Genomic DNA, 18,452 nt, shown 5'->3' on the forward strand with positions numbered 1-18,452 from the left:
TTCCCTTTCCTATCGACATCTGTAAAAATACCTTGAGTTTATTTTATTGGTCTCATTGCCTTTCTAACATAATTTTGGCAAAAGCAATAAGAAAATACAATGAACTAGTATAGTAAAAAACAAATATAATTAGGGTTTTATATGAAAAAAAGCATTATTAAGGTAGATTCGTTCATGCCAGATGGAAAAACAAAATTTAGTTTTTTATTTGGGTCAAATATTGCTCATTCGTTGTCACCAAAATTACATACATCTTGGATGCGAAGTAACAAGCTAAATTGTGTTTATTTACCAATGCAAATAAAAAAAGAAAATGATTTTTTAGACATTTTAAAAAACTTGGTACGTATTGAAGGTTTTAATGGAGCAAATATAACCCTTCCTTTCAAATCTACTGTTTTAGAATTAGAAGATTTAAAAAAATCTGAGATTGTAAAAAAAATTAAGGCTGCAAATACAATTTATAAAAATAACTTAGGTCAATGGTGCTTAGATAATACAGATGTTAAAGGAATAGAAGCATCAATTTTAAAGCTAATTAAACCCAATGAATCTTTTGAAATGATTGTTTTAGGTGGAGGTGGAGCAGCTGCAGCTGTTATTTATTGCGGATTGGTCAATAATCATTGCAAAAAGATATTTTGTTTAACAAGAAGCCCTGAAAAAACTCTAAGTCACTATGAATATTTTAAAAATGAAAACAAAATTTCATTAGAAAACCTGAATGATGACAATATTGAAAAGACCATTTCAGTTTCTAATGAGACGAACCATAAAAAAATTATTATAAACACTTTACCATTAGGAGTTTTAGAGAAGGCTTCTAATGAAAGTTATTGTAATGAAAATCCTTATGCTATTAAGTTAATTAAAAAAATAAAGCCTAAGCTCTGCTGTTACTTTGATTTAGTTTACGAAAATACTCAGGCAATAAAATTTGCTAAAACAAAAGGAGTTAAATGTCTTAATGGAAAATTGATGCTAACAACACAAGCAAAAGAAAGTTTTTTCTTGTGGACCGGAATAAAAATTACGAATTGAGAAGAAGTTCCGCGACAGATTTTAACGTTTCTTCTTTTTTGCAAAAAGCAAAACGAATCCATGGTAAACTTTTTGGGGGTTGTTTGTAGAATGATGAAATTGGTATGGTAGCTATTTTATGCATTTCTGTTAGTTGTTTAGCATATAAAATATCTGAAATATCGCCTGCTAAATTTTCAAAATTAGCAGTTAAAAAGAAAGTTCCTTCCGAATTGCTAACTGAATAACCTGCTCTTTCTAGAATTGATTTTAAGTAATTTTTTTTAGTTAAATAAAGTTCATTTTGTTCTTTAAGGTAACTTTGTAGCCAAACTTTATCTGACATTGCTTTTGCTAAACCTAACTGAATAAATGGGCTTGTGCAAAAAACAGTCGCTTGATGAACAAGTCGAATACCATCTGTTAAGTATTGTGGTGCACATACCCAGCCCGTTTTTAGACCTGTAAAACCAAATGTTTTTGCTGCAGAACTAATTCTTACAACTAGGTGTTGAATTTTTGGGAGACTGCATAATGAAACATGACGAGCGGGGCTATAAACTAAATTTTCATAGACTTCGTCACTAAGAATAATAGCATTCTTTTTAAGTATTTTTGATGCAATTCTGTCTATTTCTTCTTCTGTAAAAACTTTTCCAGTTGGATTGTGGGGAGAATTAAAGATAGCAAGACTAAAACCCCCTGCACATGCAGCATCAAATTCAGACCAATCAATTGTCCATCCTCCCCCACGTATTCCTATTGGAGTATCAGGAGCATGAAGTCTGATAGGAACAGCAACGCCACCGGCATTAGCAATAGCTTGATAATAAAGATCGAAAGCAGGTTCGAAAACAAGAACACGATCTCCAGGATTAATAAATGCATTAATAGCGCAGTAGAGTGCTTCAGATGCGCCTGATGTTACTGTAATTTCTGTGTCAGGATCATAAATAACGCCTGTTGTTGATTCTACGTAATAAGAAATTTCATTGCGAAGAGGAGCTTCTCCGTGAGAAGGTGCATATTGATTGTGGCAGGATAATACTTCTTGTGAAATAGCATCTAATATTTTAGTGGGACCATAAAAATCGGGAAAGCCCTGCCCTAAGTTTACTGCATTATGAAGGTTAGCAAGAGATGTCATTTCTGAAAAAATACTTTTACCAGTTGAATCCCATCTTTTTGCAATTCTATTAGAGTTTTGCATTATGATACCTTTAAAAATATTTGATGATTTGTATTAATACATATATAAATCATCATGTTTATGTGTTTTATTATTTTAACACATGGGGATAGCTTTAAAAATAAAGCATCCATTTAATGTGAGAAAAAATCTTTTAGGAGCCGTTGGTTAATTTAAATCTACTGTTTTAAAAAAACAATCATTCAGAAGTTTTTTTACTTAAGTATATTTATTTGAGGAGAAAATGGAATTTAAAAACAGTTCTCTCAATAAATTTGAATATGAACTTATGGAAAAGCTTATTTTAATTGATAAAAACAATTATAATGAGGAAGGAAAAATTTTATTTAATCTTCAAATTTCTGGTGGATTAGATAGTATGTGTCTTTTAAATGCTTTTGCAAAAATTCTTAATTTTAAATTATTTAAACCTAAAAATCAGTTTATTTTTATAGCACAACATTTTAATCATAAAAAACGAGGTGTTGAATCTGATGAAGATGCTGCTTTTGTTATAAAAAATTGCTTGAATTTAGGAATTCCAATTTATCAAGAACTTTACGTTAATAAATTTAACGAAAAAGAAAATTTTCAAGATTTCGCAAGAAATTGGAGAAAAAAATGTGCAACAGAATTATGTTTACAATTAAGAAAAGATCTAAATTGTAAAAAATATTTTATTGTTACTGCTCATCATGCTAGAGATCATGTTGAAACCGTTTTAATGCATTTGATAAGAGGCTGTTCTTTAAACGGATTATTAGGTATTCAAGAATTTGATAATCAAAAAATATTTTACAGACCTTTTTTCAATATGGAGTATGAAAAAATTGTTAAATATGGAAATCAAGAGAATATAAAATATAGACAAGATAGTTCTAATTTAACTGATGACTATGATAGAAATTATATAAGAAATCAAATATTACCTCATTTTAAAAGAATAAAAGATTCTTATGAAAAGTCATTTTGTACAATGTCAAATCATGTGTCTGAATATTTGCAAAATTTTCCTAATAAAATAGATTTATCAAAAAGTGGAAACTCTATTCTTACAGATAAAATGTCATATTCTGAAGTTTATGATTTGCTTCTCTTAAAAAATAAAGAAATATTTAAAATATTAACAAAAAATGTGATTCAAAATATTTTGCACGAAATGGAGCTTATGAAAAAAAGTAATTTTTCTCAAAAAGAAATAATGTTGGCGCAAGGCTGGATTGTTCACTTAGTTAAAGGTAATAATAACATAGAGATAGATGTTTATCAGAAAAAAACGATTAAATGAATTATGAAGGCGTCTTGACTTACCGAAGTAACGTTGCAAATTGTATATTAGGGTGTAGTGTTCGCCTGTTTAGTAGCATAAGATACTTATGAGCCTCCAACCAGACTCGTCGGGGCTGAAAAAAGTGAAAGTTAAGGAGCTCGAATGGGTAAAGAATCCTGGGTGAAAGCTGCCTTGGTGTGGGCAGCTATTATAGTTTTATTTGTACTTTTCTTTAAATTTTTGTATAAGCCTCATGAAGATGTTCAAAAGACTTATCCACAATTTCAAAGTTATGTAGAAAAGCAAGCAGGTGATCCACAAAGTATTGTAAATGTCAGTATTCGTTCTGATAACCTTCGTGGTGATGAAATAACTGCAAAACTCAAAGACAATACATCTGTTACAACTTATGGCCCAGCAGATGATGGTGTGCGTGCACAACTTCGTAAAGATCTTGAATCTAAAAAGATTCCAATTAATTACGAAAAACCTGATGAAGGTAGTGCATGGATGAATTTCATTTCCATGTGGCTCCCTTTAATTATTATTGTTGTCTTCATGCTTTTATTCTTGCGCAATATGCAAGGTGCTGGCGGAAAAGCAATGTCATTTGGGAAAAGCAGAGCGAAACTTCAATCTGATGGCGCTAATAAAGTAACATTTAAAGATGTCGCTGGAATTGAGGAAGTTAAACAAGAATGCACTGAAATTGTTGCATTTTTAAAAGATCATAAAAAGTTTCAAGAGATTGGTGCTCGTATTCCTAAAGGTGTTCTTATGATGGGTGCTCCTGGAACAGGAAAAACCCTTCTTGCAAGAGCAATCGCTGGAGAAGCGGGTGTTCCCTTTTTCACAATTTCAGGTTCTGACTTTGTCGAAATGTTTGTTGGTGTAGGTGCTTCTCGTGTGCGTGATTTATTTGAAAACGCAAAAAAGAATTCTCCTTGCATTATCTTTATTGATGAAATTGATGCCGTAGGTCGTCATCGTGGAGCTGGTGTTGGTGGTGGACATGATGAACGTGAACAAACACTAAATCAGTTGCTAGTTGAAATGGATGGATTTGAGGCAAATGACGCTGTTATAGTTATTGCTGCAACAAATCGTCCAGATGTATTGGATCCAGCTTTATTAAGACCAGGACGTTTTGATAGACGTGTAATGGTTGGTCTTCCTGATGTTCGTGGACGTAAAGAAATTTTAGCCGTTCACATGAAGAAAATCAGACACACAGAAGATATTAATGTGGAAAGAATTGCTCTTGGTACTCCAGGTTTTTCTGGTGCTGATCTTGAGAATCTTTGTAATGAAGCCGCTTTAATGGCTGCCCGTAATGGCATGAAACGTGTTACTGAAAAAGACTTTGAATCTGCTAAAGATAAAATTTTAATGGGTCCTGAAAGAAGAAGCGCTGTTCTTCCTAAAGAAACTATTAAGGTAACGGCTTATCATGAAGCTGGTCATGCTTTAGTTTCTCACTTTTTAAAGTCACGTGAAAATGTGCACAAAATTACTGTAATACCAAGAGGTCAGGCACTTGGAGTAACTGCATACCTTCCTAAAGAAGATGTGTATGGCTATTCCAAAGAAGATTTACTTACGAAAATTGCATTTGCTATGGGTGGACGAGCAGCAGAAGAAATTAAATTTTCTCAATTTACGACTGGAGCATCAAACGATATCCAACAAGCAACTGAACTTGCGCGTCGTATGGTTTGCCAATTTGGTATGAGCCGTCTTGGGCCTATAAATTTTGGACAAAAAAATGAAAATCCATTTTTAGGACGTGATTGGGGAGAGAGTAGAAATTACTCAGAAACTCTTGCTCATGAAATTGATATGGAAGTTTCAAAAATAATTAATACTCAATATGAGCTTGCTAAACAAGTATTAGTTGATCATATGGATGTTTTTGAAAGAGTATCTAATATCCTTTTAGATGTTGAAACTTTAGATAGCGAAGAGTTTCTTGCTGTTGTAAACAACGGTGCAACTTCCGAGCAAATTAAAGAAATTCAAGCTAAAAAGACATTAAGTGGAAGCGAAGGCGGCGATAATGCTAATAAACAAGAAGCACAATCTAACGCGATCAATTCTTTAAATACAACTCCAACTCCAGCTTGATTATCATAAAATAGTATTGAGCTAACAACTCAGCTTCTCATTAATAAGAAGCTGAGTTTTTTTAATTCATTAAATTAATGGTTAAACCTAAAATGAATATATCTGGTGCAAAAAAATTTGAGAATCTTTGTAACGAAAATAAAACAATTTGGATGGGTATTTTAAATATTACTCCAGATAGTTTTAGTGATGGTGGTAAATTTAATTCGAAATATTTAGCATTAAAAAGAGCTTTAGAGCTTATAAATAGTGGAGCACTAATATTAGATATTGGTGGTGTTTCAACAAAGCCATATTCAGAAAAATTAAATTCTCATTCTGAATTTGAAAGAGTATATGAAATTATAAAATTTTTAAAAAATAAAATTCCTCAGAATATTTTAATTAGTATAGATTCTTCTTCTCCATACGTAACGGATTTATTAGCGAAAGAAAATTTAATTGATATTATAAATGATCAGTTTTCAGCTCGTATAGAAGAAAATATTAAAATTAAAAATGAATTTATGTTTGTAAATAATGCTCATATTGCTTCAGAATACCAACTTGGTTATATTATAATGCATATGCAGGGAACACCAGAAAATATGCAATTAAAACCATCATATGAAAATTGTGGTAATGATGTTATATTATTTTTAAAAGATAGATTACAATTTGCAGAAAACCTAGGAGTCAAATATATTGTTTTAGATCCCGGAATTGGCTTTGGTAAAACTGTTGAAAATAATTTAGAATTAATTTCAGCTGAATTTATAAATAAATTATCTAGTTTAAAAAGGCCTATTTTAATAGGTTTATCAAGAAAATGGTTTCTAGGTCAACTTTATCCGGAATTAATAGAACCCCATACTAGAGATAAAGTTACTAAACAATACGAATTTAATTGTATTTCATATGGCGCAAAAATAATACGATCCCATGTTATGCCTTCTGAAATAGAATTAAATACGAGATGAATTTAATATTAGGAAAATAAAATGGATGCAAATCAGCTTTGGCATACTATTCAATTACAAATAGAAACAATTAAAAAAGAAACAGATGCAATGCATCACCCCGTTTTAGAAAGAGCCTGTGACTCTATAAAAGAAGCAATTGATAAATTTTTTAGTGAACAAATTACTTTGGGCTTTCCTCACCCTCATCCCAGAAGCAGAATTTATCGATCAGAACCTAAAACTTGGGATATTAGAGAAAGTAATTCGAAAGAAATATTAAATTTAATTCTTAAAAAAGCTAAAAAGGCTAAAAAAAATCCGATTTGTGTATTTGATCTTGATGGAACGTTATTTGATGTTGGCTATAGAACAATAGGTATAATTAAAGAATGGTTAAATTCAGATGCTTCTTTAAATTTTGATAAGAGTTTAATCCAAAAAATATCTAAAATTAATTATGATCATGTTGGTTATAGCCTTTCACATTTATTTGAAAATTCTGGCTTTGATTTACGAAACCAGCAAATAATGAGTGTATTTAGTTCTATTGAAAGAGTCTGGAAGAAAAAATTTTTTGATGGAGTATCATTAGTTCATTATGATGATACAATTAAAAATTCTTTAAATTTTGTAAAAACGATAGAAAAAAATAATATTGAAATATTTTATTTAACGGGAAGATATTGGCACTCAATGCGAAATGGCACAATTGAACAATTAAAAAAATTTAATTTTCCATTTAAAGAGAAAAATTTAATTTTAAAAATGAATCCATTTGAAGATGATCAGCTATTTAAATCTGAACAAATTCATAATTTATCTCAGAATAATGAAATATGTGGTAATTTTGAAAATGAATATTTAAATTTAGCATATATGGCACTTGAAGCTAAAGATGCAATAAATGTCATAGTGGATACACAGCATTCAGGAAGACCTACTCCTTCTTTAGAAATTCCTATTTATAGAATTTCTCATTTTGATGAAATAGAATAATATGTCTAAATATAATTTTGATAAAGAATTTAATAGAATTGGCTCCAGCTGTTATAAATGGGATGGAAGAAAAAAGTTTTTAGGTTATCCTGATGTTTTACCTATGCATGTTGCCGATATGGATTTTCAATGTGCACCTGAAATTTTAGAAGTTATTCAAGAAAGAGCGGCACATCCTTCTTTTGGATATGCTATTTATGACGGTTCCCATTTTGTTACATTATCTGAATGGATATTTAATCAACATCAGTGGAAAATATCTCCCTCATGGTGTTTATATAGCCCTAGTATTGTTACCTCGTTAAGTTTATGCATTCATTCTCTCACAACAGAAAATGAAGGTATTATTATTCAGACTCCAATTTATCCACCATTTATGGAAGTTATTAGAAACAATAAAAGAAATTTATTAGTGAATCGCTTAAAGTTAAATGCAAACGGAAATTATGAGATAAATTTTGATGATTTTGAAGACCTTTGTAAAAATAAAAATGCAAAAATGTTTATTTTATGTAGTCCTCATAATCCAGTAGGTCGTGTTTGGACTAAAAATGAGCTCATTAAAATTTCTGAAATTTGTTTAAAATATAATATTATAATAGTTTCTGATGAAATTCATAGTGACCTTGTTTATAAACCAAATAAGCATATTAATATTTCTTCTATTAGCAATGAAGTTTCTCAAAATACAATTACTTGTATTTCTCCCTCTAAAACTTTTAATATTCCTGGAATTTCAAGTTCAGCTATTATAATTGAAAATAAAATATTAAGAAATAAATTAAATAGTTCTATTGATAAATTTCATTTATTTTTACCATCTGTTTTTTCTGTTTTAGCATTTGATGCTGCCTATAAATTTGGGAATAACTGGTATCAAAATTTAATGCTATATTTAGAAAATAATCAATCTATTTTAAAAAAATGGTCTATTGAAAATCATGAATATATTGATTATAGTTCTCCTGAAGCAACTTATTTGGGCTGGTTGTCATTTAAAAAAATAAAATTAAACGATTCTGAATTAAAAAAATTCATTTATGAAAAGGCTCATGTTGCATTGGATCCCGGGTCTAGATTTGGTACTGGGGGTGAAAATTTTATGAGAATTAATTTTGCATGCCCTAAAAGTCAATTAGAAACAGCTCTTCATAAATTAAAATGTGCATTAAATTCAATTTAATTTATATAAAATAAGAGCTTTTTTTATTTGTATTCTTTTAAAATATAAATAATACAAAACTAAAATTTAACATATTGAAATTATTGATATAAAAAATATATTAATTTTTATATCTTGCAATTTTGTCTATATTATGCTATGTAATGATTCTGTAATTTTTATTATTTAATTATAAAAATTAATAATATTCGATAAATTATCATTTAGGTGCCAGTCATGAAATCCATATACCTCTCACAGAGGTTATATAATCAAATAGCTTTTAAACTTTTCTAGCTCACTAATCTATTTATAAATTTAATAATATAATATTATAAAATTTTGTTTATTTAATAAAATTTTAATTTAAAATTAATAATTGAGTGAGTTATGTCAAAAATTGAAAAAAAATATGCGTTTATATTTGTCGCATTTCTATTAATATATGAATTTAGTGTTTATATTGCTAATGATATGATTATGCCTGGTATGATACATATTGTAAAAGAATTTTCTGCAAGTGATGTTTATATTCCTAGCTCTTTAACAGCATTTATTTTAGGTGGAGCTAGCTTACAAATATTTTTAGGACCTTTATCCGATAGATATGGTCGTAGAAAAATTATGCTATTTGGTGTAACTTTATTTGTTTTATCAACTATAGCAAATGGCCTAGTAACCTCAATTAATCAATTTATGCTTACACGATTTTTCCAAGGCATGGGTGTTTGTTATATTGGTGTAATTGGTTACGCTACAATTCAAGAAATGTTTGAAGAAAAAAAAGCTGTAAAAATAATTTCTATTATGACTACAGTTTCTATTTTAGCTCCTTTAATTGGTCCGCTTAGTGGAAGTATTTTTCTAGAATATTATAATTGGAGAGGAATTAACTTAATAATTGCATTTTTATCTATTATTTCATTAGTAGGCCTTTATTTTTATTTTCCAGGAAAAAATAAATTTAAATTGATTAAAAACAAAGAAGAAGTAAATTCTGATAAAATTTACGAAAATATCTTTAAAGAAAGTTTCAAAAATTATTCGCTAATTATTAAAAACAAAAAATTTATGGCAGGTGTTTTAGCATTTTCAATTATTGAATTGCCTTTAATCATTTGGATTGCCACTTCACCAATTGTTCTAATAAGAAAAGCTTCTTTAAGCCAGTTTGAATATGGTCTTTATCAAATTCCAATTTTTAGCTGCTTTATTATTGGAGTTGTTATTTTACAGAAGTTGTTAAAAAAATATACTTTAGAAAAAATAATTCTATTAGGAACCCTAATTTCAGGAGTAGGTTTATTTTTGAGTATGATATCACCTATTTTCTTTGCAGAACATTTTTTATCCATTGTTGTTCCTTATTCTATATATGCGATAGGTGTAGGTCTTATCAGTTCTCCAATCTATAGGCTTGTTTTATTTGCTTCTGATGTCTCAAAAGGTTCTGTTGCGGCTGCTTTTAGCGTGGTTTCTATGATTTTCTTTGGATTAGGTACTGAGCTCATGGGTATTATATATCGTAATCAAAGTAATATCTTATTTGGTCTTTATAGTTTTATTTTATTTGTAATCTATTATTTTGCTATAAAATATTTTATTCATTCTAATAATGTTAAATCAGAAGAAGTTGTAGAGAGAAAAGTTATTTCCTAAAGATAGTTTATAACTTCCCTACAACTTTTATTATTGATTTATTAATTTTATCTAATTCTAATTTAGTTACTTTTTTTGAGCATAAAAAAGCTCTTTGATTTATTTTGTTAACATCATTTAAATATTTATAAGTTAAATTTAATTTTTCATCTTTATATTCTTTTTCAAAATATTCAAATTCATTTAAGGCCATTATCATATAATCGGCTCTATTATTTTCTATTTGTTTAAGCATGCCTAAATTATCAGTATAGGTTAATCTAAATCCTGTAACTCCATCATTTGAGTCGTCCATTTTATTGATATCGTGTTTTTTAATGGAGGATATTTTTGAATCTTCGTATTCTCCATATGAATATTTTATTTTCAATAATAATAATAAATCGAAGTTAGATAGATAATCGCTTAAAGTTTTATTTTCTTCAAAACGATTATCTTCTTTTCTATGCACAATTATATTTTTTTTGTCATTATAAAAAGGCAAGGAGTAATTTCCAATGTCTTTTTTATCATTTATTAAAATTTTATAGCCTATACATATTTTTTCTTTATTTTCTTTTAATTCTTCATATGATCTAGCTAAAGGATATTCAATAAAACTATATTTTAATTTGGCATTATTAAAAATTAACTTAATTTTTTGATATAATTCTCCAGAACTTAATTCATTTGAATCCCCTTTAAAAATAAAATAGGGTGGTCTAACTTGGTAATGAATTTTAATTTCGTCTAAGTTTTTTGGAAAGATGTTTATTTGTAAAAATAATATAAATAAAATAGAAATTGTTTTTAAGTAAATATTTTTAATGACAGCTCTCCTTAATAATGATTCTAAATAATTGTATTTTAGTTAAATATCATTGTAAAGAAGATGAATTGGTTTCTTAGACTTTTATTAAATATTGTAATTAACAATAAAAAAAGAGATATATTTTATTAAGTATAAAACATATCTCTTAAAAGGTTACTAAATCAGAGGTTTATTTTTTTGAAGAAGCAATTAAGTTTAATGCGCTTCCTGCTTTAAACCAGCCAATTTGTTGTTCATTAAATGTATGATTCAACATGATACTCTCACTTTGGCCGTCAGTATGTTTAACGGTAAGAGTGATTTGTTTTCCTGGTGCGAGATCTTTTGCATTTAGTGCAAAGGAATCATCTTCACGAATTTTTTCATAATCTGCTGGGTTTGCAAAGGTTAGAGGAAGCATACCTTGTTTTTTAAGGTTTGTTTCGTGAATACGAGCAAAGCTTTTTACAATAATTGCTTTACCACCAAGATGGCGAGGCTCAAGAGCAGCATGTTCGCGAGAGCTGCCTTCCCCATAGTTTTCTTCGCCGATTACAATCCAGCCAATTCCTTTTGCTTTATAGTCACGTCCTGTTGCTGGAACGGCTCCTATCGCATTTGTAAGCTGGTTTTTAACTTTATTTGCTTCTCCATTAAAGGCATTGATAGCGCCAATAAGGAGGTTGTTGGAGATATTGTCAAGGTGGCCACGGTACTTTAACCAACTACCCGCCATAGAAATATGGTCTGTAGTACATTTTCCTTTTGCCTTAATAAGTAAACGAAGATCATTAAAATCTTTATCCAAGTTTGGCGCATTAAATGGTTTAAGCGCTTCTAGTCGGTCGCTTTTTGGATTGATGTCCACTGTTACCCTAGAGCCATCTGCGGCTGGAGCCACGTAGCCGTGCTCGTCTTTAACAAAACCCTTGTCTGGAAGATCGAGACCTTTAGGGGTTTGTAGCATTACTTTTTCGCCTTTATCGTTGGTTACAGGCTCTTTTGTAAAGTCAATGCTTAGGTCGCCAGCTAATGCAAAACCAATTACGGTTTCAGGAGAAGCAACAAAGGCATGTGTTTTTGGATTTCCATCATTACGCGCTGTAAAGTTACGGTTGAAACTTGTGATGATAGAGTTTTTTTCTTGCGAGCCATGACGTTTCCATTGTCCAATGCAAGGTCCGCATGCATTTGCCATTACATTTGCACCTAATTTTTCAAGCACACCAAGTTGGCCATCACGTTCTATTGTTGCTCTTACTTGCTCGCTGCCAGGAGTAATTAAAAATTCGCATTTTGATTTTATGCCCTGAGAAGCGGCTTGTTTTGCAACAGAAGCCACGCGATCGATGTCTTCATAGGAAGAGTTTGTACAAGAACCAATTAACGCTGCGCTTAATTGAACGGGCCAATTGTTGTCTTTAACAGCCTTAGCAAACTGAGAAATAGGAGTTGCTAGGTCTGGTGTAAATGGACCATTTACATGTGGTTCAAGTGTATCTAAATCAATTGTAATGACTTGATCATAGAATTTTTCAGGATTTTTTTCTACGTCAACGTCTGCTTTTAAGTATTCACTTACTCCGTCAGCTAATTTCGCAATTTCTGCGCGTTCTGTCTTTTTAAGGTAATCAGCCATGCGGGAGTCATATGGGAATAAAGATGTTGTAGCGCCAATCTCTGCACCCATGTTACAAATCGTCCCTTTACCTGTACAGGATAGAGTTGCTGTTCCTGAACCAAAATATTCTACAATCGCGCCCGTACCGCCTTTAACAGTAAGAATTCCTGCAAGCTTTAAGATGATGTCTTTTGGAGAAGCCCAGCCCTTAAGTGAGCCAGTTAGTTTAACCCCAATTAGTTTTGGAAATTTGAGTTCCCATGGAATGCCAGCCATAACGTCAACTGCGTCAGCTCCACCAACACCAATTGCGATCATTCCTAAACCGCCGGCATTCGGGGTGTGGGAATCTGTACCGATCATCATTCCACCTGGAAAAGCATAATTTTCAAGAACAACTTGGTGAATAATACCTGCACCTGGTTTCCAAAAACCTATGCCATATTTTTTTGAAACATTCGCAAGAAACTCATAGACTTCAGAGTTTTCTTTGTTAGCTGTGGCTAAGTCTGTTGAAGCGTTTACTTCAGCTTGAATAAGGTGGTCGCAGTGAACAGTAGAAGGCACTGCTACTTTTGGAATTCCAGCAGACATAAATTGAAGAAGAGCCATTTGAGCCGTTGCGTCTTGCATAGCAACGCGGTCAGGGAAAAAGTCGACGTAGTCTTTACCTCTGCCAAAATTGCTTAGTTCTGTGCCTTTTCCGCCATTTGCTGGTTTTAAGTGAGCATAAAGAATTTTTTCGGTGTAAGTCATCGGTCGGCCAAGAAGCTTACGCGCAGAGTCTACGTTAGACTTAAAATTTGAATAAACTTTTTTAACCATATCTAGATCTTGAACCATAAAAAAACCTCCTAAAAGACACTCGAAACGCCCGCGTTGTGCTATAACGTGGCACTATTCTAGTAATATCCTCTTGTCGGTTGTTATGAAACAAAGTGTGAAACAATAATTTCTTTCGAGCTATAAAAAAACTCAATATCTCTGGTCGACTAGATGACACTAAAAATTTTTTCCAAAAACGCTTGACTCTTTTCTTGCGAAAGAATACTTACCCGTTCACGGAAGTAATGGCCCTATCGTCTAGAGGCCTAGGACACCGCCCTTTCACGGCGGTAACACCGGTTCGAATCCGGTTAGGGTCACCATTCTCCTGACAAACAAAAAAGCCAACCTTATAGGTTGGCTTTTTTGTTTTAAATTCTATTTATCCTATTTTATTTCATCTTTTTTTAAAAAATGATTTATTTCAAGCTGCATTGTAGTTAAAAAATGTTTTTGCTACAGATAGAGTTTGTAATCTTTATCCGACCCTTTCGTCTAGTAGGTCCAGGACACCATCCTTTCACGATGGGAACATGGGTTCAAATCCCGTAAGGGTCACCACTTTTCTTTCATTATATAATTCATAGGAGTACAAAATGATTTTAAAAAATCATGTAATTTTTGATTTTAATGGTGTGATAGTGAATGATGAAGAATTACATTTTGAATCAACTAAAGTTGTATTAAAAAATCTTTTAAATATTGAAATAACGAGCGATGATTATTATAAATTTTTTGCTGGAAAAACAAATAAATTAGGATTTACTGTTTATTTAAATTTGAAAGGTGTACAAGAAAATATTGAAAATTTAATTATAAATAAAAATAAAATATATTTAGAACTTATTTCTAAAGAGGTTCCAGTTGTTTCCTCTACAATCCGTTTTATTAAAGAGTATCATTCAAAATATTGTTTTTCTATTGTAACAGGAGCAATAAGAAAAGAGGTCGAATTTATTCTTGATAAAACAAACTTAAAATCTTTTTTTGACGTTGTATTATGTTCTGAAGATTTTAAAGAAAGCAAGCCTTCACCCGAAGGTTACTTAAAGGCAATTGCATTATCTAAAATTCCTGCAAAAAATACAGTCATTATTGAAGATTCTATTAGTGGAATCGAGGCCGCAAAAAATGCGAATACTCGTTGTATTGCTTTAACCACTACTTTTAAAAGAGAAGAAATTTCCCATGCTGATCTCATTGTAGATGAGCTTAAATCAGAGCATGTTGAGAAATTTTTTAATTAAGCTACTGAGGAGTTTTTAATTTCTTTTTCAGCATTTTGGTTTAAAATCAACTGACCAACTTTTGCTTCTACAAAAATTTTAAATAGATCACCATCTAGTTTTCCATGTTTTACTTCTGCTTCAAGAATATTTAATGCTCTATCATATGGTATTGCTTTTTTATAAGGTCTATCTTGTGCTACTAGGGCATCAAATATATCTGTAATAGCCATCATTTTTGCTTGAACAGGAATATTTTTACCCTTTAAACTTCTTGGGTATCCTGAACCATCCAATCTTTCATGATGACCATATACAATTTCAGGTATATCACGTAACTCGCTTGACCAAGGTATTTGAATTAAAAAATTATAAGAATGAGTAACATGACTTTCTATTTCAAGCCTTTCTGCTTGGCTTAAAGAGCCTTTTTTAATACTTAAAATCTCTATTTCTTTTTCGGAGAGTAAGGAGTAAGAATTATCTCCAACAATAATTTTTGTGGCCGCAATTTCAGAAATTTTGTCAAAAAATTCTTGGCTTAATAATGCTGGCTCATTAACATCTAAAATAACATCAAAATACTTTGTAAATTTATTAGAAATATTTAAAATTTCTTGTTTATGTTTTTCAAAATCTTCTTGTTTTGGAATTTCTTTTTTTGCCATTAAATTGCTAATATATTTTTCTAAAATATTGATATGTAACTTGTCTTGTAACATTAAAAAACGAGATTGAATTTTTTCTAATTCAAATGGAAACAGTTTTTTTTCTTTATTTAAAATATGTTCTCTTACCCCAATTTTTCCAAAATCATGTAAAAGCGAAGCATAACGAATTTCTTCAACTTGAATTTTTGAAAATTCTAATGAAGAATAAACTCCATTTTTTGTATTATTAATTGCTTCTGCGAGTCCTACTGTAAGAGTTGCTACTCGTTCACTATGACCTTTTGTTGTTGGGTCTCGAGATTCTATTGCAATAATACTTGCTGCCGTAAATGATTCAAATACTTTTTTAAGATCACTAATCAGTTTAGAATGTTCTAAAGCTATTCCAGCTTGATTTGTAAAAGATTCTAATAAATTTAAGTCATGAGATGAAAATTTTGATACATAATTATCAATATCAGAATGTTTCGTTAAGATATTATCTTCAGAAATTCTTTTATTTATTAAAATAATAAACCCTTCAATTTCTCCAGAAGGTAAATGAATGGGAAAAGCACAATAAGATTTAATTTTATATGTTTTTGCATCAAAATCAATTTCAGGTAATGGAGATGCTTTTTTCAAAGCAATAATTTTTTCTTTATTTGGCAAATTTATATTATCGTCAAACCAAGAAACACCAGATTTATTTTCAATCATACTTTTTGTTATTCTTGAGTGATTTGGATCTAGGGTATTTCTTTTTAAAAATATTTTTTGGCTATTAAGAATTTTTGATTTTTGGATAAACTTTAATGGTTTATTTAAAATTTGTATTTTATTCATTTCTTTTGGATTTGGTGGTTCCGCAAATATATCTTCTTTTATTAAAATAAAACCAGCATCTGCAATGGTTATTTCCATGCTTTTTTTCAGAACTAAATCTAAAAAATCTTTAGCATAGAATGATTTATTAGTCATAGCTTTGCTAATATCTTTCATCGCTCTGCTTTCAAGCTCTCTTAAAAAAGAGAATGATTCTAAATATTCATAACTTGAATTTAAAAATAAAGAATAAATAGAATTTCTTATTTCATAAAAAAATTGATTTCTAGAAATTGGACTTCTTAAATTTCCTAATACATTAATGTTTTTATAAATGTTTGATACTTTTTTACGAAGTAAAATTGTAGGTAAATCTCTAGGATTTTCTACTAATATAAAACCAGAATGTTTTGCATTTGTTCCAGAGTTATAATGCCTTTTTATCTTATCAATATTTTTAAAATATTGTTGTGGTGTTAAAATGTAAATTTTTAATACTTCAGGATTTGTAATTGAATTTAAAAATTCATCATTAATATCTTTTTCTATTAAATGAATTTTGAGATCACTGATATCTGAAAATGGAAATTGAATATCATATGGTTTGTATAAAAAAACGATTTCGATTTTATTAAATGGCGAAATAGTCACAAAGCCTCTCCAATCAATCCTTTTATCAGAAATGATCAGATGGCTAATCGGTTTTTTTTAAAGAATTCATTGGGAAATGATTGCATTTAACTTTAAATAAAACATAGGAAATAATTAGCTATCGAAACGAGCTAGATTATGAAATGAAGTGAAACTGCTTTGGAAAGCAAGTTTTACGGTATCAATTGAACCATGTCTGTTTTTGCCAATAATAATTTCAGCAATGCCTTTATCAGGACTATCTTTATTGTAAACTTCATCGCGATAAACAAACAAAATTTGATCGGCATCTTGCTCAATAGAGCCAGATTCACGGAGATCTGATGGTCTTGGCCTTTTATCTGGGCGTTGCTCCAATCCACGGTTTAGCTGAGATAAAGCAATTACAGGACAACTAAGTTCTTTTGCCAAAGATTTTAGACCCATACTAATGATTGAAATTTCGCGTTCCCGATTTTGTGAGCCTTTAGATGAAGTGTGTGCTGACATTAATTGAAGATAGTCAACTATGACCATGTCCAATGCACCCTTTTCTCGTTTTACCTTACGGCAACGGCTTGCCAGATCAATTATGCTAATACCAGGAGAATCATCGAGCAATAACTTGTCTGTTTGGAAAGATGCCGCTTCGGGGTAAAGCCTTCCGAGCTCTTCGCTTGTCATTTTGCCATCTCGAAATTTATGAGATTCGATTTTTGCTGCTGTTGCGAGCATTCTTTGCATTAACTGAGCGTTACTCATTTCAAGGCTGAAAAAAGCTACTGTTTTTTGATGTAAAAATACGGCATTGGCAGCAAAATTAAGAGCAAGTGATGTTTTACCCATTGCTGGACGTGCTGCTAAAATAATAAGGTCAGAGGGCTGAAAACCCGCCGTTATTTTATCAAGATCAGTAAAACCACTTGGGATACCCGTAATTTTTCCAGGGTTTTGAAATATTTTTTCTAGATCTAAAATTGTTTCCCGGACAACTTGAGCTGATGAAATTAAACCAGTTGTGATGCGTGATTCTGCAAGTTGAGTAAACTTAGACTCTGCATAACTTAAAAACTCATCTACATTTGCTCCGGCAACTCGTTTGCCACGAGTTACAATTTCTGCGCAGGCTTCAATTACAATACGAAGTTCCCAGTATTTTTTTACTTCATCTAGCCAATAGCCAAGTAATTCGGGACGTGCGTTAAACTCAAGAAGCCTTCTGACTCCTTCAAGATCGCCAACTTTTAAGTTATCCCCTTTTTCTCTTAATTTGCCATAAACTAAAGTAACATCCGCGGGAGTGTTTTCAGCTACAAGTTCTCTCATTGCTGCAACAATAATTTGATGTTGAGGGTCAAAAAAATAGTCTGGAATTAATTTGTCAGTGTAACCAAAAATACTTGAAGGAGTGGCAAGAATTGTACCAAGTACAGCTTGTTCTGCTTCACGTGAATGAGGCAGTCCAGCAATACTTGGTGTGTTTTGTGGTGTTATATTCATTGAAAACCTATCAAATTATTAAGC

General features: G+C 30.7%; 13 protein-coding genes and 2 tRNA genes. 10 read left to right on the forward strand and 5 right to left on the reverse strand.

The window, feature by feature from the left end:
- The first annotated feature begins 141 nt into the window (after positions 1-141).
- The gene (locus tag GCL60_RS09485) at positions 142-1,041 is read left to right on the forward strand and encodes a hypothetical protein (protein WP_153420417.1); all 900 of its coding nucleotides are present in this window, start codon (positions 142-144) and stop codon (positions 1,039-1,041) included.
- Here the strand turns inward: GCL60_RS09485 and GCL60_RS09490 are convergent.
- Positions 1,031-2,230, reverse strand: a complete 1,200-nt coding sequence (locus GCL60_RS09490; protein ID WP_153420418.1) for an aminotransferase class I/II-fold pyridoxal phosphate-dependent enzyme — start codon at positions 2,228-2,230, stop codon at positions 1,031-1,033. The two genes, GCL60_RS09485 and GCL60_RS09490, sit on opposite strands and share 11 nt — an antisense overlap.
- Positions 2,231-2,453: 223 nt before the next feature.
- Here GCL60_RS09490 and tilS point away from each other — a divergent pair, with 223 nt between their 5' ends.
- The 6 genes from tilS (at position 2,454) to GCL60_RS09520 (ending at position 10,361) form a co-directional block, all read left to right on the forward strand.
- Positions 2,454-3,497: a tRNA lysidine(34) synthetase TilS gene (gene tilS / locus GCL60_RS09495; protein ID WP_153420419.1), complete on the forward strand. Its 1,044-nt coding sequence runs from the start codon at positions 2,454-2,456 to the stop codon at positions 3,495-3,497.
- A gap of 144 nt (positions 3,498-3,641) precedes the next feature.
- Entirely contained in the window at positions 3,642-5,603 is a 1,962-nt protein-coding gene (gene ftsH, locus GCL60_RS09500) for an ATP-dependent zinc metalloprotease FtsH (RefSeq protein ID WP_153420420.1), read from the forward strand.
- A gap of 92 nt (positions 5,604-5,695) precedes the next feature.
- On the forward strand, positions 5,696-6,562 hold the full coding sequence (gene folP, locus GCL60_RS09505) for a dihydropteroate synthase (protein ID WP_161998155.1): 867 nt from the start codon (positions 5,696-5,698) through the stop codon (positions 6,560-6,562).
- 21 nt (positions 6,563-6,583) lie between these two features.
- Positions 6,584-7,540, forward strand: a complete 957-nt coding sequence (locus tag GCL60_RS09510; protein ID WP_153420422.1) for an HAD family acid phosphatase — start codon at positions 6,584-6,586, stop codon at positions 7,538-7,540.
- 1 nt (position 7,541) lies between these two features.
- Positions 7,542-8,723, forward strand: a complete 1,182-nt coding sequence (locus GCL60_RS09515) for a MalY/PatB family protein (protein WP_153420423.1) — start codon at positions 7,542-7,544, stop codon at positions 8,721-8,723.
- Positions 8,724-9,092: 369 nt separating this feature from the next.
- Entirely contained in the window at positions 9,093-10,361 is a 1,269-nt protein-coding gene (locus GCL60_RS09520; RefSeq protein WP_153420424.1) for an MFS transporter, read from the forward strand.
- A 7-nt stretch (positions 10,362-10,368) separates the two neighbouring features.
- Here the strand turns inward: GCL60_RS09520 and GCL60_RS09525 are convergent, their stop codons facing one another.
- A complete protein-coding gene (locus GCL60_RS09525; protein WP_153420425.1) occupies positions 10,369-10,845 on the reverse strand; it encodes a hypothetical protein in 477 nt (158 codons plus the stop codon).
- A gap of 496 nt (positions 10,846-11,341) precedes the next feature.
- On the reverse strand, positions 11,342-13,615 hold the full coding sequence (locus tag GCL60_RS09530) for an aconitate hydratase (RefSeq protein WP_153420426.1): 2,274 nt from the start codon (positions 13,613-13,615) through the stop codon (positions 11,342-11,344).
- Positions 13,616-13,844: 229 nt separating this feature from the next.
- On the opposite strand from GCL60_RS09530, the gene GCL60_RS09535 reads away from it, so the two are divergent.
- The 3 genes from GCL60_RS09535 (at position 13,845) to GCL60_RS09545 (ending at position 14,844) form a co-directional block, all read left to right on the forward strand.
- Positions 13,845-13,920: transfer RNA gene (locus tag GCL60_RS09535), tRNA-Glu, on the forward strand.
- Between the two features lie 161 nt (positions 13,921-14,081).
- Positions 14,082-14,158, forward strand: a tRNA-Glu gene (locus GCL60_RS09540).
- Positions 14,159-14,193: 35 nt separating this feature from the next.
- Positions 14,194-14,844, forward strand: a complete 651-nt coding sequence (locus tag GCL60_RS09545; RefSeq protein WP_153420427.1) for an HAD family hydrolase — start codon at positions 14,194-14,196, stop codon at positions 14,842-14,844.
- Here GCL60_RS09545 and GCL60_RS09550 read toward each other — a convergent pair.
- Together GCL60_RS09550 and dnaB are read right to left on the reverse strand one after the other, a co-directional pair.
- Entirely contained in the window at positions 14,841-16,949 is a 2,109-nt protein-coding gene (locus GCL60_RS09550) for an HD-GYP domain-containing protein (RefSeq protein ID WP_153420428.1), read from the reverse strand. The genes GCL60_RS09545 and GCL60_RS09550 overlap by 4 nt on opposite strands.
- A gap of 114 nt (positions 16,950-17,063) precedes the next feature.
- Positions 17,064-18,428: a replicative DNA helicase gene (gene dnaB, locus GCL60_RS09555; protein ID WP_153420429.1), complete on the reverse strand. Its 1,365-nt coding sequence runs from the start codon at positions 18,426-18,428 to the stop codon at positions 17,064-17,066.
- Positions 18,429-18,452 lie beyond the last annotated feature (24 nt).

The organism is Silvanigrella paludirubra (genome assembly GCF_009208775.1).
In the GTDB taxonomy this organism is placed as follows: domain Bacteria; phylum Bdellovibrionota_B; class Oligoflexia; order Silvanigrellales; family Silvanigrellaceae; genus Silvanigrella; species Silvanigrella paludirubra.

What these genes read in the sequence shown, in the direction of transcription:
- dnaB (WP_153420429.1), bottom strand. Translation starts at nt 18,428, where the DNA reads ATGAATATAACACCACAAAACACACCAAGTATTGCTGGACTGCCTCAT.
- GCL60_RS09515 (WP_153420423.1), top strand. Translation starts at nt 7,542, where the DNA reads ATGTCTAAATATAATTTTGATAAAGAATTTAATAGAATTGGCTCCAGC.
- tilS (WP_153420419.1), top strand. Translation starts at nt 2,454, where the DNA reads ATGGAATTTAAAAACAGTTCTCTCAATAAATTTGAATATGAACTTATG.
- GCL60_RS09520 (WP_153420424.1), top strand. Translation starts at nt 9,093, where the DNA reads ATGTCAAAAATTGAAAAAAAATATGCGTTTATATTTGTCGCATTTCTA.
- folP (WP_161998155.1), top strand. Translation starts at nt 5,696, where the DNA reads ATGAATATATCTGGTGCAAAAAAATTTGAGAATCTTTGTAACGAAAAT.
- ftsH (WP_153420420.1), top strand. Translation starts at nt 3,642, where the DNA reads ATGGGTAAAGAATCCTGGGTGAAAGCTGCCTTGGTGTGGGCAGCTATT.
- GCL60_RS09510 (WP_153420422.1), top strand. Translation starts at nt 6,584, where the DNA reads ATGGATGCAAATCAGCTTTGGCATACTATTCAATTACAAATAGAAACA.
- GCL60_RS09485 (WP_153420417.1), top strand. Translation starts at nt 142, where the DNA reads ATGAAAAAAAGCATTATTAAGGTAGATTCGTTCATGCCAGATGGAAAA.
- GCL60_RS09530 (WP_153420426.1), bottom strand. Translation starts at nt 13,615, where the DNA reads ATGGTTCAAGATCTAGATATGGTTAAAAAAGTTTATTCAAATTTTAAG.
- GCL60_RS09545 (WP_153420427.1), top strand. Translation starts at nt 14,194, where the DNA reads ATGATTTTAAAAAATCATGTAATTTTTGATTTTAATGGTGTGATAGTG.
- GCL60_RS09490 (WP_153420418.1), bottom strand. Translation starts at nt 2,230, where the DNA reads ATGCAAAACTCTAATAGAATTGCAAAAAGATGGGATTCAACTGGTAAA.